Annotated in this window: 15 protein-coding genes; 8 read left to right on the top strand and 7 right to left on the bottom strand. The window is 61.0% G+C overall.

Annotated elements, in window-relative coordinates; translation table 11 throughout:
• Positions 1-36 precede the first annotated feature (36 nt).
• Positions 37-1,755, bottom strand: a complete 1,719-nt coding sequence (locus tag JMY24_RS19880) for an FAD-dependent oxidoreductase (protein ID WP_128596173.1) — start codon at positions 1,753-1,755, stop codon at positions 37-39.
• Positions 1,756-1,828: 73 nt separating this feature from the next.
• The gene (locus JMY24_RS19885; RefSeq protein WP_027778167.1) at positions 1,829-2,788 is read right to left on the bottom strand and encodes an MBL fold metallo-hydrolase; all 960 of its coding nucleotides are present in this window, start codon (positions 2,786-2,788) and stop codon (positions 1,829-1,831) included.
• A gap of 262 nt (positions 2,789-3,050) precedes the next feature.
• Between JMY24_RS19885 and JMY24_RS19890 the strand changes: the two genes are divergently transcribed.
• The 3 genes from JMY24_RS19890 to JMY24_RS19900 all read left to right on the top strand — a co-directional run bounded on the left by JMY24_RS19890 (position 3,051) and on the right by JMY24_RS19900 (position 6,519).
• Positions 3,051-3,932, top strand: a complete 882-nt coding sequence (locus JMY24_RS19890; RefSeq protein ID WP_128596172.1) for an IclR family transcriptional regulator — start codon at positions 3,051-3,053, stop codon at positions 3,930-3,932.
• Positions 3,929-4,774 carry an IclR family transcriptional regulator gene (locus JMY24_RS19895; RefSeq protein ID WP_201702726.1) on the top strand — a complete coding sequence of 282 codons (846 nt, stop codon included), beginning with the start codon at positions 3,929-3,931 and terminating at the stop codon, positions 4,772-4,774. The genes JMY24_RS19890 and JMY24_RS19895 overlap by 4 nt, the downstream gene beginning before the upstream one ends.
• A gap of 206 nt (positions 4,775-4,980) precedes the next feature.
• Positions 4,981-6,519 carry a Fic family protein gene (locus JMY24_RS19900; protein WP_164853643.1) on the top strand — a complete coding sequence of 513 codons (1,539 nt, stop codon included), beginning with the start codon at positions 4,981-4,983 and terminating at the stop codon, positions 6,517-6,519.
• Here the strand turns inward: JMY24_RS19900 and JMY24_RS19905 are convergent.
• The 3 genes from JMY24_RS19905 to JMY24_RS19915 all read right to left on the bottom strand — a co-directional run bounded on the left by JMY24_RS19905 (position 6,516) and on the right by JMY24_RS19915 (position 9,323).
• Positions 6,516-7,376: a MurR/RpiR family transcriptional regulator gene (locus tag JMY24_RS19905; protein ID WP_128596169.1), complete on the bottom strand. Its 861-nt coding sequence runs from the start codon at positions 7,374-7,376 to the stop codon at positions 6,516-6,518. The genes JMY24_RS19900 and JMY24_RS19905 overlap by 4 nt on opposite strands.
• A 63-nt stretch (positions 7,377-7,439) precedes the next feature.
• On the bottom strand, positions 7,440-8,522 hold the full coding sequence (locus tag JMY24_RS19910; RefSeq protein ID WP_128596168.1) for an ABC transporter ATP-binding protein: 1,083 nt from the start codon (positions 8,520-8,522) through the stop codon (positions 7,440-7,442).
• A 27-nt stretch (positions 8,523-8,549) separates the two neighbouring features.
• Positions 8,550-9,323 (bottom strand): SDR family oxidoreductase, encoded by a 774-nt coding sequence (locus tag JMY24_RS19915; protein WP_128584091.1) that lies wholly within the window; start codon positions 9,321-9,323, stop codon positions 8,550-8,552.
• Positions 9,324-9,654: 331 nt separating this feature from the next.
• Here JMY24_RS19915 and JMY24_RS19920 point away from each other — a divergent pair, with 331 nt between their 5' ends.
• The 3 genes from JMY24_RS19920 to JMY24_RS19930 all read left to right on the top strand — a co-directional run bounded on the left by JMY24_RS19920 (position 9,655) and on the right by JMY24_RS19930 (position 12,820).
• Positions 9,655-10,887, top strand: coding sequence for an ABC transporter substrate-binding protein (locus JMY24_RS19920; protein WP_128596167.1), 1,233 nt, complete (start codon positions 9,655-9,657; stop codon positions 10,885-10,887).
• Between the two features lie 194 nt (positions 10,888-11,081).
• Positions 11,082-11,972, top strand: coding sequence for a carbohydrate ABC transporter permease (locus JMY24_RS19925; protein WP_128596166.1), 891 nt, complete (start codon positions 11,082-11,084; stop codon positions 11,970-11,972).
• Positions 11,969-12,820 carry a carbohydrate ABC transporter permease gene (locus JMY24_RS19930; protein WP_128596165.1) on the top strand — a complete coding sequence of 284 codons (852 nt, stop codon included), beginning with the start codon at positions 11,969-11,971 and terminating at the stop codon, positions 12,818-12,820. The genes JMY24_RS19925 and JMY24_RS19930 overlap by 4 nt, the downstream gene beginning before the upstream one ends.
• Positions 12,821-12,903: 83 nt before the next feature.
• On the opposite strand, the gene JMY24_RS19935 is transcribed toward JMY24_RS19930, so the two are convergent.
• Positions 12,904-13,197 carry a DUF1330 domain-containing protein gene (locus JMY24_RS19935; protein ID WP_128584095.1) on the bottom strand — a complete coding sequence of 98 codons (294 nt, stop codon included), beginning with the start codon at positions 13,195-13,197 and terminating at the stop codon, positions 12,904-12,906.
• 341 nt (positions 13,198-13,538) lie between these two features.
• Between JMY24_RS19935 and JMY24_RS19940 the strand changes: the two genes are divergently transcribed.
• Entirely contained in the window at positions 13,539-14,321 is a 783-nt protein-coding gene (locus JMY24_RS19940) for a hypothetical protein (RefSeq protein WP_128596164.1), read from the top strand.
• Positions 14,322-14,563: 242 nt separating this feature from the next.
• Here the strand turns inward: JMY24_RS19940 and JMY24_RS19945 are convergent, their stop codons facing one another.
• Positions 14,564-15,877, bottom strand: a complete 1,314-nt coding sequence (locus JMY24_RS19945; RefSeq protein WP_128596163.1) for an MFS transporter — start codon at positions 15,875-15,877, stop codon at positions 14,564-14,566.
• A 324-nt stretch (positions 15,878-16,201) separates the two neighbouring features.
• Between JMY24_RS19945 and JMY24_RS19950 the strand changes: the two genes are divergently transcribed.
• Positions 16,202-17,092 (top strand): LysR family transcriptional regulator, encoded by an 891-nt coding sequence (locus JMY24_RS19950; protein ID WP_128596162.1) that lies wholly within the window; start codon positions 16,202-16,204, stop codon positions 17,090-17,092.
• Positions 17,093-17,173: the final 81 nt, after the last annotated feature.

The following is a 17,173-nucleotide window of genomic DNA, read 5'->3' on the forward strand; positions in this document are numbered from 1 at the left end:
CTCCAGATTCTGTTTATCGCTACGCGTGCGGTGTTTTCAGGCCGTGCCTTCCACGCACAACGCGCGTTTCAACGCGTTCTCCACCGCGGGCGCGTCGAGCCGCCGCCAGCGCGCGCATACATGCTGGTCCGGCCGGATCAGATAGAACGTTCCCGGTTGCGCGTCGTAGCGCGCGCTCGCCAGGCCTTCCGCGTCGCGCACAATCTTCACTTCCGCTATCGCGGGCGTCGGTGCGTCGCCACGCGTGACCACAATGAGTTTCAAAGGAATCGCGCCTGTGCGAAGGGCATTTAACGCAGTTTCGGTTTGCGCGTCGATGCCATGTTCGTCGCAGAACAGCACGCCAGTAAATTGCTGGCCAAGATGAGCGAGCAGCCACGCCGGTTCGCGCGCCGCCTGCACTGGCGCATCAACACAGGCAGCGCCCGGCACCATCGAGCCTTCGAAGCTGTCGATGTCCGGCGTATTGAGCGGCGAGTCGCTCAACACTGCGGGCACCGACAGGCGGCCACTGTTCGTCAGTTGCCGCGCAAACGGATGATGACGCGCGAGCTTCAGCACAGCGTCGCGGAACACGCGGCTCACGGGGCTCTTCGGTGTGATGAAATCGGTGGCGCGTGTCGAGTTGCGGATGTTTTCGTCGGCGGCAAATTCGCGTTCGCTTGCATACGTGTCGAGCAACGCGTCCGATGCTTTGCCCTCGACCACCATCGCCAGCTTCCATGCGAGGTTTTCCGCGTCCTGCACGCCGCTATTTGCACCGCGTGCGCCGAACGGCGACACGCCATGCGCGGAATCGCCCGCGAACAGCACGTTGCCGTGCCGGAAGCGCTCCATGCGCAAACACGAAAACGTATAGACGCTGACCCATTCCAGTTCGAACTTTGCATCGGGTCCGAGCAATGCGCGCACACGTGGAATGACGCGCTCCGGCGTTTTTTCCAGCACCGGATCGGCGTCCCATCCAAGCTGGAAATCGATTCGCCACACGTTGTCCGGCTGACGATGCAGCAACACTGATTGATTCGGATGAAACGGCGGATCGAACCAGAACCAGCGCTCGGTCGGAAAGTCCGCTTCCATTTTCACGTCGGCGATCAGGAAGCGATCCTTGAATGTGACGCCTTTGCTGTCGAGTCCCATCAGATGCCGAATCGGACTACGCGAGCCATCGGCGGCGACCACATAGCGGCCGCGCAACGCGTACTGACCGTTGGGCGTGTCGACGGTCAACGTCACCGCTGCGTCGCACGTTCCCGGCGTTCCGCTTTGTTGCACGCCGACCACTTTGCTTTTCCAGCGAATCTCGATGTTCGGCATTTGCTGCGCGCGTTCGAGCAGAAAGCCTTCGACGTAATACTGCTGCAAGTTGATGAACGCGGGCCGATGGTGGCCCGCTTCCGGCTGCAGATTGAACGAATAGACGAGTTCGTCTTTGAGGAACACTTTGCCGACATTCCAGCTGATGCCCTTGTCCACCATCCGCTGACCGCATCCGAGCCGATCGAAAATATCGAGCGAGCGCTTCGAGAAGCAGATCGCGCGCGAGCCCGTGGACAACGAACAGTCGTCGTCCACAAGTACGACCGGCACGCCCTGCTGCGCGATGTCGATCGCCGTGGCGAGGCCCACCGGGCCCGCGCCGACCACGATTACCGGATAGGCCGTCTGCTCCGCGCCGCTGTGCATGTCCTGCACGTTCTGTTCGCGGCACGGCCGGTATTCGAACGACAGTGTCTGGTAGTTGATGCTCATCTCGTGTCTCCGTCCTTCTCCGCTTTGCTCTGCTGTGCTTGCCTGCTTTTATTAGCTTCTATTCGTATGCAGATCAGGCTTGCAGTGCGTCCCACATTTCCTTGTCGCGCTGCGCAGTCCAGATGCGCGGATGCGTGATGCCGCTCGCTTCGTCGAAAGCGCGCGAGACGTCGAACGGCAAGCAATGTTCGTAAATGAACACGTGCCCGAACTTCGGATCCATTGCCTTGCGCGTGTGCGCCATCGCGGCCTTCAGATCGAGCTTCTGTGCGACGGCTTCGCGACCTTGCTGCAACAGCGTGGTGACGAAATCCTTCGTGTAATCGAGGCCCTTGTTGACATCTTCGGGCGTGGTCAGCGCTGGGCCGCGGCCCGGCACGAGTTTCTCCGCATTGAGCGCGCGCAATGCTTCGAGCGTGGCGGGCCATTGTTCGAGTTGGGCGTCGCCGCAATAGCAGGCCGCGTCGTATTCGACGAGATCGCCGGAAAACAGCACCTTCTGCGACGGCAGCCACACCACCGTGTCGCCCTTCGTGTGACCCGCGCCAAGATGCGCGATGCGCACTTCGAGCTTGCCGAGGAACAGCGTCATTTCCTTTTCGAACACAAGCGTCGGCCAAGTCAGGCCCGGCACGGTTTCGACGCCGGCGAAGAGACGCGGGAAGCGCTCGATCTCCGACTTCATGTCCGCTTCGCCACGCTCGACAATCATCTCGTATGTGCCGCGGCTCGCAATGACTTCCTGCGCGCCTTCCTCGAAATACGCCGACGCGCCGAGCACGCGCACCGCGTGATAGTGCGAAAGCACGACGTATTTGATGGGCTTGTCAGTCACGCTGCGAATCTTCGCGATGAGGTCTTGCGCCATGGCCGGCGTTGCGGTGGTATCGACGATCAGCACGCCGTCGTCGCCAATGATCACGCCCGAGTTCGGATCGCCTTCCGCCGTGTACGCGTACGCGTTCTCGGACAATTGCGTCCACGTGACTTTCTTGACTTCCAGATCGGCCTGGGATGCGAATGCCTTTGCCATGCTTGTCTCCCTCAAAAGTTGGACGTGAGGCGAGACGGCCGGCGGCGCGCCTCGGCGCGGGCTGGCGGTATTGAAGGTTGTCTCGCCCCGTTTTTGACTCTGTGACTGCGCCGGTGTATCGGGGTGAATGCATCTTATGGCCGCGTCAGTTTATTTGTCAATAGCGAAATCTATCGCTATACGCAAATCTCCCGACCTCTAAGATGGAGGGTGTGAACAGCGAGGTTTGCGGCTGGGCTTCGCTGGGCTTCGGTTAACATGGATGCTTTTTCGGACGAACACAGGCGTGGGCAAAGCAGCGAAACCAGCCCCGAGCAAAGGCACGGGCGGCAGCCAGATGACGGACGGCAGCAAGACGCAGCGCGGCATTCAAAGCGTCGAAGTCGGCGGCCGGGTGTTGCTCGCGCTGGCGCGGGCGCGCGCACCGTTGGCACTGTCGGACCTGTCCGCCGCCGCCGAACTCGCGCCGGGCCAGGCGCACGCGTATCTGGTCAGCTTGAGCCGCCTTGGCCTCATCAAGCGCGATGAACTCTCCGGCCGCTACGAGCCCGGTCCACTGTCGTTGCGCCTGGGTTTGTTGCATCTGGAGAATCAACCGGCATTTCGCGCGGCCGTGCCACGCGTGGCCGCGTTGGCCGAAGCGATCGGATTCAGCGTCGCGATCTGTATTGCGGGGCCGCAGGGGCCGACCATCGTCCGCTACGAACATGCGGGATTTCCATTGCATGTAAATCTGCATGTGGGCACGGTGATGTCGCTGCCGGCCACGTCCACGGGGCGCGTGTTTTGCGCCTATCTGCCGCGCGAGACGCTCGACACGATGTGGGCGAATCAGTCGGGCGCCGCGCAAAGCACGTCCACCAAACCGGGCGAAGACGCCGTTTTTCAGGCGGTGCTGGACAGGATTCGCGCGCGCGGCCTGGAATGCAGCGTCGACGCGCCGAGTCCGGGCATCAGCAGCCTGAGCGCGCCAGTGTTCGCTCACGACGGTCGTCTGGCCTTGGCGTTGACGGTGATCGGCTCGACCGGCGCAATCGACGTGGCCGCCGATGGTCCCGTCGCTCGCGCGTTACTCGCGGCGGCTCGCGACATCGGCGGTGAGCTTGGCGCCGGATCTTCCCTGCTTGTATCGACCGCACCGTGACCGCTCCTGCCGATACCTCTTCTTTACCGCCCGCTTCCGCCGATGCGAAGCCGCAGCGCGGCATTCAGTCGCTCGACAGCACCGGCGACCTGCTGGCCGCGCTCGTCGCGGCCGCGCGGCCGTTGACATTGCGCGATCTCGCCGCCGCAGCCGGGATGCCGCCGGCGAAAGCGTTCCCGCATCTGGTGAGCCTGCTGAAAATCGGCTTGCTGAGCCGCGATGCGTCCGGTTGTTTCGAAGCCGGGCCGCTTGCGCTCGAACTCGGTCTGATCGGCCTGCAGCGACTTTCGCCGACGCGCGAAGCCGAGCCGGAAGTGGTCGAACTGGCGGCATCGACGGCTATGAGCGTCGCGATGGCGGTGCTCGGTCCGCTTGGGCCGACCGTCGTGCGGCTGGAGGAATCGGCGCGACCGTTGCATGTGAGCTTGCGGGTGGGGACGGTCATGTCGCTGGTGAATACGGCGATCGGCCGCGTGTTCGCCGCCTATGTGGCTGACGATGTGCGTGCTGGTCTGCTCGCGCAGGATCATTTGCGGCTAGCGGGTGCGAACGCTGCCGATGCTCTTGCGGACAAGCACGGAGCAAAGCTGAAGGAAGCGTACGCGCAGCGTCTCGCGCAGATTCGCGCGGGCGGCATGGACAGTGCACTGAGCCGGCCGGTGCCCGGCATCGACACGCTGGCCGCGCCCGTGTTCGACCACACAGGCAGCATTTGCCTCGTGCTCGCGTTGATGGGACCGAGCGGCAGCTTCGACAGCGACGCGACGGGCGGGCCCGCGCAGACGCTGTGTGCGGCGACGTTGAGGTTGTCGCGGAGGTTTGGGTGGATGGGGGCGGGGTGAGTCCTACCCACTGGATAAGCGATTTTCTGGCATATCGGCGTATCGCACTCGTTTTGATGCTGATATAAGCCAAAAGCCTGCGCCTACGCCAGCATATAATCGTTTTTTCAGTAGAAGTGCGATTCCTAATCGTTTTGAGAGCCCCATAATTCCTACTGAAGGAAAACCTGCCCCCATTCCTCTCAAGACATCCCGGACTGAACTTCATGCCGCAGATCGGATATCAATGGCTGTCTAACACTTACGGCGTCGTACCCGTGCACCCGTTTGCCGTCCAGAGCGAAATCGGTCGGATGCGTTCGTCTGCGACCGACGGCGACATTCGTCGGGAGGTGTATCCCGCAGCCTATCGCCCGGCTGCCACTCTGCCTGATCACCTGACATTCGCTTTCCGGTACGAGGGAATCCATCTGGAATTCCTCGCGCGGCTCTATTCGCTCGACTCCGTCCGCAATGAGTTGGAGGCATGGATTGCGAGGGAACCGACGGGCGCCTATGCACGCCGCGCCTGCTTCTTCTACGAATGGTTGATGCCGCGGCCGCTCAACGCACCAAGTGCGTCCCGAGGAAATTACGTGGACGCGTTAAGCCCCGACGAGTTCATTGTGGGCACCGCGATCAATAACCGGCGCTGGCGCGTGCGTGACAATTTGCCGGGCAATCGCGACTTCTGCCCGCTGATCCGACGCATCGATGCGATCCGGCGTGCGGAAAGCTATGACCTCGCTGCGCCGCTTGCCAAACTCGAGGCGGACTATGGCGTTGATCTGATCATGCGCAGCGCCGTCTGGCTGACGGTCAAGGAAAGCCGTGCAAGCTTTCTGATCGAGCATGAGCAGGATAACGAGGACCGCATTCGCCGTTTCGCGGCTGTCATGGAAAGCGAATGCGGACGCCATGCCAATCCGTTCGATTCGCAAGCGCTCATCGACTTGCAACGCGGTATCCTCGGCCAATCTGCCCTGCGCTACGGCATCCGTCGCTCGCCGGTTTACGTCGGACATGTCGCGCGCTATGAGCCCGTGGTCGATTACATTGCACCGCATTGGCAGCATATTGATGCGATGCTCGCCGGACTCTGCCAGTTTCTCGAACGTACGTCGGAGGGCGCGCCAATTGTTCGGGCAGCGGCGGCATCGTTCGGCTTCGTCTATGTGCATCCCATGGCCGATGGCAACGGCCGCATTTCGCGCTTTCTTATCAACGACGTTTTGCGCCGCGACGGAGCAGTGCCTGCACCGATCATCTTGCCTGTTTCTGCAACGATCACGCAAAGCACGCGCGATCGAGCCGCCTACGACAAAGTTCTGGAACGGTTCTCGCGTCCGCTTATGAAACACTACGCAGATCAATACTCGTTCGGTAAAAACGAGAGGGGCGAAGACGGCGTTGAATACAACCTGCACTTTCACGCCTACGACGACGCATTGCCCGCCTGGCGTTACCCTGATCTCACCGCGCATGTCAGCTATCTGGCCGCAGTAATTCACTCAACGCTGACACAGGAAATGCGAAATGAAGCGCGCTTCCTGCACGCGAACGACGAAGCTCGGCGAGCCATCAAGAACTTCCTCGAAGCCCCGGACAACGATCTTGACAGCATCATCCGTAGCGTCCGGCAGAACGGCAACAGCATTTCCAATAGCTTGCGCAAACGGTATCCGCTTTTCGACGAACGACCTGATCTGAGCGCTCAAATCATTCACGCCATCACGCAAGCGTTCCCCGACGATACCGGCCCCTAATCCCCCGTCTGCGGTTCATGCGACGACAGCCTCGCCTTCGCATGCCGCATCTTCTCCAGCGTCTTCGGCCCCGCCTTGAGCGCGACGCCGATTGCAAGCGCGTCCATGATGCAAAGATGCACGAGCCGCGAGACGCCGGGCGTATTCGGATCGATCGGGCTCGGCACGCGCAGCAGCAGCGGTATATCCACGAGCCACGCGAGGCGCGAGCCGACATTGGTGAGCGCGATCGTCGTCGCGCCGCGCTCCTTCGCGATCTGGATGCTTTCGTTCACCTCCGTGCTGCGTCCGGAATGCGAAATGGCAAAGGCGACATCGCCAGGTTCCATCATGCCGGCATACAACCGCTGCAAGTGACCGTCGGTAAAAGCCGTGGCTGCGATGTCCAGACGCAAGAACCGCAACGCCGCGTCTTGCGCGACTAGCCCCGAACCCGAGCCGACGCCGAAGAAGAACACGCGTCGTGCGCTCGACAGCGCAGCAATGGCGCTTTCGACCACCGCCGGATCCAGCGCGCCCCGCGCATGCGTAATGCCATCGACGGCGGCCTCGCCCACTTTGTCCATCAAGGTCTGCACGTCGTCGTCGCGCGCGATCGCCGCCGACGCATACGGCAACCCGCCCGCCACGCTCTGCGCCAACTGCATCTTGAAGTCGCGCAGACCATGCGCGCCAATCGCGCGGCAAAATCGCGTGACAGAAGGCTCCGACACGTCCGCGCGCTGCGCAAGTTCAGTAATGCTCGCGCGCATCGCGAAGTCGACGTCGCTCAGCACCATGTCCGCGACCTTGCGTTCGGCGGGCCGCAAATTGGCGAGTGCGCTGCGGATGTGGGGAATCAAATTCGGTGCGGACACCCGATGTTCCTTAAGGGTTAAATGACTCCGCGTCGGTCGCAGCTTCGAACGGCAACACGCGGCTCAGACCAGTCTGCGCCCACTCTCCGTATCGAACAGGTGAATGTGAGCGGCCGGCAAGCGCAGCGTGACGCGCTCACCAGGCTCGACCTTCGAACGTTGACGTGTCGTCACACACCACGTGTCGCCGCCTATCTTCCCGTACAGATGCGTTTCCGCGCCAGTCGGCTCCACCACTTCCACTTGCATCGCCGCGTCGGGCGTCTGCGCCATTGTCTCGATGTGTTCGGGCCGCACGCCTAGCGTGACCTTCGCGCCGACCGTCGCCGAAGCAGGCGCGCCTTCGAGCACGATCTCGCCACCGTCCGCGAGTTTCAATGCGAGTCCCGAGCCTTGCGTGCGGTTCACGAGGACGCCGTCGGCGAAATTCATCGACGGCGAGCCGAGAAAGCTTGCGACGAAAAGATTCGCAGGGTGATCGTAGAGATCTAGCGGACGCCCAATCTGTTCGATCCGCCCGGCGTTCATCACGACGATGCGGTCGGCCATCGTCATGGCCTCGATCTGATCGTGCGTCACGTAAATCACCGTGTTTTTCAGGCGCTGATGCAATGCCTTGATCTCCGTGCGCATTTGCACACGCAGCTTTGCGTCGAGATTGGACAACGGTTCGTCGAACAGAAACAGCGACGGCTCGCGCACCACCGCGCGGCCCATCGCGACGCGCTGGCGTTGACCGCCCGACAACGCACGCGGCAGACGATCGAGATAGCCGCCCAGATTCAGCATCTTCGCGGCGGCCTCTATTCGCGGCTTGAAATTGGCTGGGGACTCCTTGCGGATTCGCGGGCCAAAAGCGATGTTTTCGTACACCGACAGATGCGGATACAGCGCGTAGCTCTGAAACACCATCGAGATATTGCGCTGTTGCGGCGCAAGATTATTCGCGCGCGTGCCGCCGATCATCAGGTCGCCGCCGCTGATCTCCTCGAGCCCCGCGACCATCCGCATCAACGTGCTTTTGCCGCAGCCCGACGGGCCCACGAGCACGACGAACTCGCCGTCGTCGATATGAAGGTCGATGCCGTGCACGACCTGCGTGTCGCCATAGCGTTTGAAGATGCCGCTCAGTTGCACTGCTGCCATGCTTTCCTCATCGTCTTGCGGTTTCTATCAAAGCGATTCGAGCGTCAGCTCTTGAGCCATCAGACGGTTGCCCGCCATCAGTCCGCCGTCGACGGGCAACGCTACACCGGTGATCACACGGGCCATAGGCGAAGCGAGAAACAGCACCGCGTCGGCGATATCGTCAGGCGTTGCGAAATCGCGCAACGGGTACCACTTCTTCAGATCCTCGAACACCTGCGGGTTCTTGTCGACGCGCGCCTGCCATGCCTGCGTCTTCACCGTGCCGGGACAGACGATGTTCGCGCGAATGCCGTAGCGGCCCAATTCCACGGCAAGCGCCTTTGTGTAACTGATCAGCCCCGCCTTCGCCGCGCTATACGCGGGATGCCCGAGTGCGGCCAAACCGTTCACCGAACCGATCAGCACTAGCGCTCCGCTCTTACGCTCGATCATCGACGAACGCACGGCCTCGACGGTGTGATAGGTGCCGTTCAGGTTCAGATGAATGTCGCGCTGCCAGCTCGCGGCATCGGTCGTGGCGAGCGTCAAACCTTCGGCCGCGCCCGCATTGGCGACGAGCACATCCACCGGTCCGCGTTTCTCCACGGCGGCTGCAACCGCTTGCCGAACCGCAGCCGCGTCGCCGAGATCGACCGTAATCGGGCTGACTTGCGTTTCGCCGAGTTGCTTCGTCAAGCGCTCAAGCGCCGACGCATCGATGTCGAGCGCGAGCACGGTGTCGCCCTGCTCGACGAAACGCTTGCACAACACACTGCCGATGCCGCCGCAAGCGCCCGTCACCAACACCACACGATTCATTTTCGCCCTCGCTAATCATGCTTGCCGCGCTATCCAAATCGTCTGTAAATTTATTACAGCATGGAAGCTGCGCCACTCTTCGTCATCCCGAATATTGGGTTTCGCACCGTATGCCACACGCAGAATATGCCTTCTCTACAGGCATCTTATGCACAAAACCACCCTGAACGAAATATCGCAGACCCTACGTGACAACGCATTTTTAGCCGTGTAGGATTTTTTCAAACAATTCAACCACAGCGGCCGGCGACGGCAGCGGACCATCCCACCAATCGTTGATGGGACCTTGGCAAGTGCGCAAGCCCTAACCAGGTCGACACAGGAGAGAGAAATGTCGTTGCATGCCCGTGCTTCCCTCGCGCTCGGCAAAGTTGCCGTGGCGCTCGCGTTTGCAGGTATTGCCGTGGCGGCTCACGCCGACACGGTTCGCGTGACCGTCGCGCACTACAGCGATGCGACCGCGCCGTACTTCGAAAAGATGGCTCGCAACTTCGAGAAAGCCAATCCCGGCACGACCATCAAGATCGAGGACGTGAACTGGGACACGCTGCAACAGAAACTCCAGACGGATATTTCCGGCAACGCAAACGCCGATCTCGCGATCGTGGGCACGCGCTGGCTGCTCGACTTCGTGAAGGACGACGTGGCGGAGCCGCTCGACGGCTACATGGATGCGAGCTTCAAAGGCCGCTTCATCGGTCCGTTCCTCGCGCCGGGCGAGATCAACGGCAAGGTCTATGGTCTGCCGATTGCGGCTTCCGCACGAGCGCTCTACTACAACAAGGACCTGCTTTCGAAAGTCGGCTATCCCGACGGCCCTAAAACGTGGAATGACGTAATCGAAGCGTCGAAGAAGCTGAAAGCGCAAGGCATTGCCGGCTTCGGCCTGCAGGGCAAGGAAATCGAAACGGACGTCTACTTTTACTATGCACTGTGGACGAACGGCGGCGAAGTAATCGGCAAGGACAACAAGGCGGCATTCAACTCGCCTGCGGGTATCAAGGCCGCGACGCTGTACAAGTCGATGATCGATCAGGGTCTGACGCAGCCTGGCGTAACCGGCTATAGCCGTGAAGACGTGCAGAACCTCTTCAAGCAAGGCCGCGTTGCGATGATGATCTCCGCACCGTTCCTCGCTAAACAGATCAAGAAGGAAGCGCCGAACCTGAAGTACGGTATCGATCCGATTCCGATGGGCACCACTCACGCCACCTACGCGGTCACGGACTCGATCGTGATGTTCAAAAACTCGAAGGTGAAGAAGTCCGCATGGAAGTTCCTCGACTATCTGTTCACGAAGGAACCGCGTGTCGAGTTCACGACCACCGAGGGCTTCCTGCCGACCACCAAGGCAGAATCGTCGGACCCGGCGTTCAACGATCCGGATACAAAAGCATTCGTCGCATTGCTGCCAACGGCTCGCTTCGCGCCCACCGTGACAGGCTGGGAAGACACCGCGAAGGCCGTGACCGACGCAATGCAGTCGATCTATCTGGGTAAAGCCAAGCCCGCAGACGCATTGAATGCGGCGGCCGCGCAAGCCAACAAGTCGCTCGGTCATTGACCGGCGCTACGCGGTGAGATTGCGGTAATTCGCTGCACTCGGGACGCGCGCCGCCGCGGCTGCAATAGCAGCCGGATATAAAGCGCGGCGCGCATTCCGGCCGTCATGCTGGCCGTTATCGACCGTTATCGACTTTTCGGCCCATTCCGTCGCGCCCGCTCCGTTGTGCGGGCGCGTCTCACGATCGAGCACGTATGAGCCGTTCCGCTTCTTCACGCCTGCAAGCGCCCTGGTTGCTGATTGCGCCGAGCCTCGTGCTGGCGCTTTTTATCATCAGCTATCCGATTTTCAACATTGTCTGGCAATCGCTGCATGAAGTGTCGCGCTTCGGCGCGATTCGCGATTTCACGGGCTTGCAGAACTTCTACACGATCTTCGGCGACCCCGCGTTTCTCGCGGCGGCGAGGCGCACGATAATCTGGACCGTGTTCGTGGTGGGCGGCACCGTGCTGATTTCGGTGCCCGTTGCGCTCGTGCTGAATCAGGATTTCTATGGACGCGGCGTCGCGCGAACGATTGTCATGCTGCCGTGGTCCGTCTCGCTGACCATGACCGCCGTAGTGTGGCGCTGGGCCTTCAACGACGACTACGGCATGGTCAACGTCACGCTTCAGCGCCTCGGCTTGATAGGAGGGCCGATTCATTGGCTCGCGACTCCCGAACTTGCGTTTCCGGTGGAGATCGCGGTCGGCATTCTCGTATCGATTCCATTTACTGTGACAATTCTGCTCGGCGGATTGTCATCGGTGCCCGGCGACATCTACGAAGCGGCGCGCATCGACGGCGCCAGCGCATGGCAGCAGTTCCGCAAGCTAACGCTGCCGTTGCTGCGGCCTTTCATCAATATGACCATTCTGTTGAACGTCATTTATGTGTTCAACTCGTTTCCGATTATCTGGGTGATGACGCAAGGCGGACCCGATAACAGCACGCATATTCTCGTCACTTATCTGTATGAACTCGGCTTCAGGCTCGGACGTCCAGGCGAAGCCGCAGCCGTTTCGCTGATCATGCTGGTCATGCTGTTCGTTTTCTCAATGGCGTATCTGCGTTTGCAGCCCGCGAAAGAAGGAGAACCGTCATGACGCTCAGCGCAAAAGCGAAACGCTCGCTGTGGTGCTGGCTCGCATTGTCGCCGCTCGTGGTGGTCGTGCTGTTCCCTTTCGCCATAATGCTCTTCACCGCATTGAAGCCTGCTTCCGAGATCTTCGTGTATCCGGCGCGCTGGCTGCCGGTGCATTGGCAGTGGAGCAATTTCGTCGATATGTGGAAGGCCGCGAATTTCGGCGTGGCGCTGCGCAATAGCACGGTAATCAGCTTGCTTTCGACGCTGCTCGCGCTCGCAGTGAGCCTGCCGGCGGCTTACGCATTGGCGCGGTTCCCGTTCCGCGGACGCGGAACGTATCGCCAGTTCCTGCTCGTCACGCAAATGCTGTCGCCTATTCTGCTGGTGGTCGGCCTGTTCAGACTCGCGGCCATGATTCCTTATGGCGACGGCAATCTCGTCGATTCGAAAATCGGCGTCATCGTCTCCTATGCGGCGTTCAATATCGCATTTGCTGTCTGGATGCTGTCGTCGTATTTTCAAACGGTGCCGCGCGATCTTGAAGAATCAGCGTGGCTCGAAGGATGCGGCCGCACTAAGGCCGTTTTCAAGGTGTTTCTACCGCTTGCCGTGCCTGCGATCGTCGTCACGGCGATCTTCACGTTTATCAACGCCTGGAATGAGTTCGCCGTTGTCTACACGCTGATCCGCTCGCCGGAGAACAAGACGCTCACCGTGCAGGTCACCGATATGGTCGCGGGCAAGTATGTGGTGGAGTGGCATCTGGTGATGGCCGCTACACTTTGCGCGACGTTGCCGGTGTCGATTGTGTTTGCGTGGTTGCAGCGGTATCTGGTGAAAGGACTGGCGCTGGGGGCGGTGAAGTAAATCTGACGAGACCGCGCTGACGTGCAACGCCCGCAGCAGCGCAGTAGTCATGGCGGTCGACGAGTCGGCCGCCATAAACAGCGTTATTCAGCGCCGCGAACGATCCGCAGGTCGCGCTCCACTGCATCGCCCAAAGCTGCGAGCGCTTTCTTATAGTCGTCGCGATCATACGCGGCGACCGCATCTTCATAGGACGGGAACTCGATCACCACCGTCCGCTCCTTCAGGCCCTGCTCGTGAACTTCTTCCGCGACGCCGCGCACGAGGAACTTGCCGCCGGCCGCCGCTACGGCGGGGCCCGCCAACTGACCGTAGGCGGCCAGCTTCGACGGGTCGTTGATCTTGCGATACGTGGTTACCCAATACCCCTTGCTCATTTGACGCTCCTTGTGCGTGTTGGCCATGAGTCGAGGAGCGTAACAGAGAATTTCCGACGCGCCCTTAATGCCCCGATGCGTCGCGGTCTCTCCAAAAGATTCGCCGTGCCGACGCTCACCTCTACGAATAGCGCCACATGTCCGCAAAAGATGGCCCAAAAAGTTGAATAGCGGCGGGTGACAAACAGCGGACTTCTATAGAAACTCTTTCGTACGATCCACGTAATGCGTCGACGCTGGCCGCTCCTGCATGATTTGCAGCGGAGTGCCTTCACGGTGAGGCAACGAGTCGTCGTTTATCATGGACCTTACTCTGCCTTGAATGAAGCTTCAGTTTAGATATGACGAATACCGGCAAGACGTTGATTATCGGTCTGGTGCTAGCGGACCTGGTGGTCTGCGGCTATTTATTTTATCCGCGCGAGGACAGGAAGTCGGCGCCTCCAGCCGAGGCGGCCCTGACCGCGCCCGACACGACCGATTCGCGCTCCTACGGCGAGAGCCATGTGATTGCGGGGAGTATCGCGCGTCCTGGTTCGCCGGACGCGAGCGCGAATGCGAATGCGAGCGCGAAGACCAGTAACGGCACGATTGTGAGTGGCGGGGATGTGCGGGCGCCCGCACCGGCGGCGCCTATGCCGACGATGCCTGCAGCCACGGCGGCACCGGCCACCACACTGGCGAACATCCCAGCGGCGGAGATGCAACCTCAAGCACAGCTCGCGCAACCCGCACAACCGCAGACGCAGACGCAGGTGCAACCTCAACCTCAATCGCAGCCTCAACCGCAACCGCAGCCTCAACGCTACAGCGCCAGATCCAAGGCCACGCAGCATGCGGAGGACGCACGGAGCCATGAAGATCTGCGCCGCCATGGTTCCAGCGACGTCGGTGCGTTGATGACGGAGTTGCTCGTCCGCGAGTCGGCAAAGCTCGATCCGTCATTGCCGCCGCCGCCCGCGTCTCCGTCGCCGCCGCCGCCGCCGTCGTCCGTGACGGATCGCGAGCCGATCAATCGGCGCAACTCGAATCCTGTCGCGGCGGCAATGACCGATCAGCTGGTCAAGGAGTCGGCGCGAGTGACGCCTGCATCCGGCGCTCAGAGGCAGTCGGGCACGCAATAGCCGCCGACTGCTCAAGCGGATTGCCGCTTTGTTTGCGACAGCAAACCCCGCTATCTGAAGGCAATAGTGGTTTTCGCGCTGCGGCATCCGAAGCCGCCGAGGTGTTCGGCGCGCATCTTCATTAGCAACTGAGTTCGGCGTGTTTTCGCCGGATGCCGTCGACGCTATTCCACGACTACTCCGTCCGTCGACTTCCGGCCCGCCATTCCCCGGACGGCGGGCCTTTTCTCGGATTGTGTTGTTCAGGCAGCCTCGTCCTCCACGATCGGTTCGCGAGCCATGAACCAGTAGAACAGCGCCGCGCATCCGACAATGGCGCCGCCTGAGATGAACGCAAGCGCATACGAACCGGTACGGTCCACGATGAACCCCGCGACGACCGGCGAGAACGCACCGCCGAAATAGCCGCCGAAGTTCTGGATCGAACTGACAGAAGCAATCATCGACGACGGCGCAATGTCCGCCGCCAATGCCCACGCCGAACCGACCACGGCCGCGATGAATGCGAGCCCGACGGTGAACAAAGCGAGGGTGACGTTCAACGCGTGAGTGAACGGCAACGCGATTGCGCACACGGCGGCGCCCACCGCGCAGCATGCAATCAATAACCGCTTCGCGGCAATCGGCGACGCAAATCCACGGTCCACCATCTTCTTCGCAAGATAGCCAACTGCAATCTCGCCGAGGGCGCCGCCCGCCCAAGGAATGCCCGCATACACGCCAAGCTGCGCGAACGAAATGTGGAACCGGTCGAGCAGATAGAGCGGCAAGAACACGAGGAAGATATTCCACAGCCAGATCGTGCAGAAGTAGCCGAGAATCATGCCCCACACGCTGCGTCGCGCGAACAACGACCGCCACCGCAGCTTCGAATTGACGAGCGACCGTTCATGACCGCCGCCACCCGCTTCGATGTATTCGCGCTCATCTTTCGAAAGACGCTTACTGTCCACTGGATTGCGATACAACATCAGGAACAGTAGCGCAAAGGCAATGCCGAAAGCGCCCGTTACATGAAAGAGCGAGCGCCAGCCGAACGCGACCATCAGCGCGACCAGCATGGCCGGCGCGATCGCCGGCCCCCACTTCGAAGACGAATCCCATACGCCCGTCGCGAAGCCGCGCTCTTTCGCCGGAAACCACGCGGCAGTGATCTTCGCCGAAGTCGGCCAGCACGGCGCCTCGCCGACCGCGAGCAACGCGCGCATCACGATGAGTCCGGAGATCGACCCGACCACACCGGTAAGCCACGTCGCGACGCTCCACCAGATCATCGCGAACGCGTAAGCGCGTTTCGCACCGAAGCGGTCGATCACCCAGCCCGCCGGCAATTGCATAACCGCATACGTCCACGCAAATACGCTACCCAGCAGGCCGATCTGCGTGCGTGTCAGACCAAGTTCCTGAATCATGCCCGGCGCTGCGATTGAAAGACTCGCGCGGTCCATGTAGTTGATAATCCCGCCGATCAGCAACCAGATGAGCACATGCCAACGGAAGTTAAAACGAGCGGGACGCACTGCGGCGGCCGTGAGCGAACTGGTGGGCTTGTCCAAAACGTGTCTCCGTCTAGATGGGCGTTAATGGCCATTCGTCGTTGTCGGTATGCATCGTGCGGCGCAGCGTGGCGCGGTACTTGTATGCACATACTGAATGACAAGTGTACGGATGCGAACGCAAGAGCTCCAATGTCGAAACGGTATGTGGCGATAGCGTTTTCGTTATCGTTAGGACGCTATGGCCAATGCGGCGGTCGATCCGCCACGCCATCTGTGTGATCGCACGACTGCAATACGGCGGCGTGAATCAACGGAAGCGCGGCGCACTAAACTATCGGGCAACGCCCGCGCCCATCATCGTTCGATACAAGTGGAGACAAAGTGAAATTCGACACGACAACCGTCCGGCTGATCCTGGCCATTGCGGAAGAAGGCAGCATCTCGCGCGCGGCCGACAAGCTGAGCCTGGCAGTCGCGGCAGCGTCGCGGCGCGTGTCGGACCTGGAAGATCAACTTGGCGCGAAGCTCTTCAGGCGCGTGCCTCACGGCGTGGAGATCACCGAGTCAGGCGCGAAGTTAGTGGAGTATGTCCGGCAGATCGACAACCTGATAGACCGCATGGAAGGCGACGCGCAGGCGCTCAATCATGGGCTCGACGGACGCATCATTATCGGCGCGCCGAAAGCGGTCGTCATTCAGTTCCTCGCTCGCGAAATCGCCGCGATCCAGCGCAAGTACCCCCGCATCGCACTGAAAATCGTCGAGGAAAACAGCAAAATCGTGCAGCAACTGCTGCGCGATAAAGTGATCGACGTGGGTATCTACGAGAAGAAAAGCGGCTTTCTGGATCTGGACAAGTCCGCGTATAGAGATGATCGGCTCGTGCTGGTGTATAGCCGCGCGCATTTCGAATTCGACCGGGAGCCCGTGGGCGTCGACGATATTCTCGACCTTCCTATTGTGAGTCTGGGCAAGGGCTCGGCGGTGCTGTCCGCTGTCGAGCGCGCGTATCGCAGCCGCGGGCGGCTGTTTCCGAACAACTTCACGGTAAACGGCTTCGACACGATGCTTGCCATGGTGCGCCACGGTCTCGGCGTTGGCTTGATGCCGCCCGATGTTTTACAGAGCTTCCATCCCGAGGATTCGCTCGCTTCTGTCGAGCTCGACGCAGACTGGTCCCGGCGTAGCTATGTGTTGTCCTGCGTCGAAGGGCACGCGCAGGAGCAAACGCTGCGCAACGTCGTGGCTCAATTGCTGGCGGGCGGCGCCTAGCCGAACAACCTCGGGCGACGGTTTCGCGAACCGCGAAACCAGCCATGACGCGGCGATTCTTGCGGCAGCCCTCGCACTCGG

The sequence above is a fragment of the Paraburkholderia kirstenboschensis genome (assembly GCF_904848585.1).
GTDB lineage: Bacteria > Pseudomonadota > Gammaproteobacteria > Burkholderiales > Burkholderiaceae > Paraburkholderia > Paraburkholderia kirstenboschensis.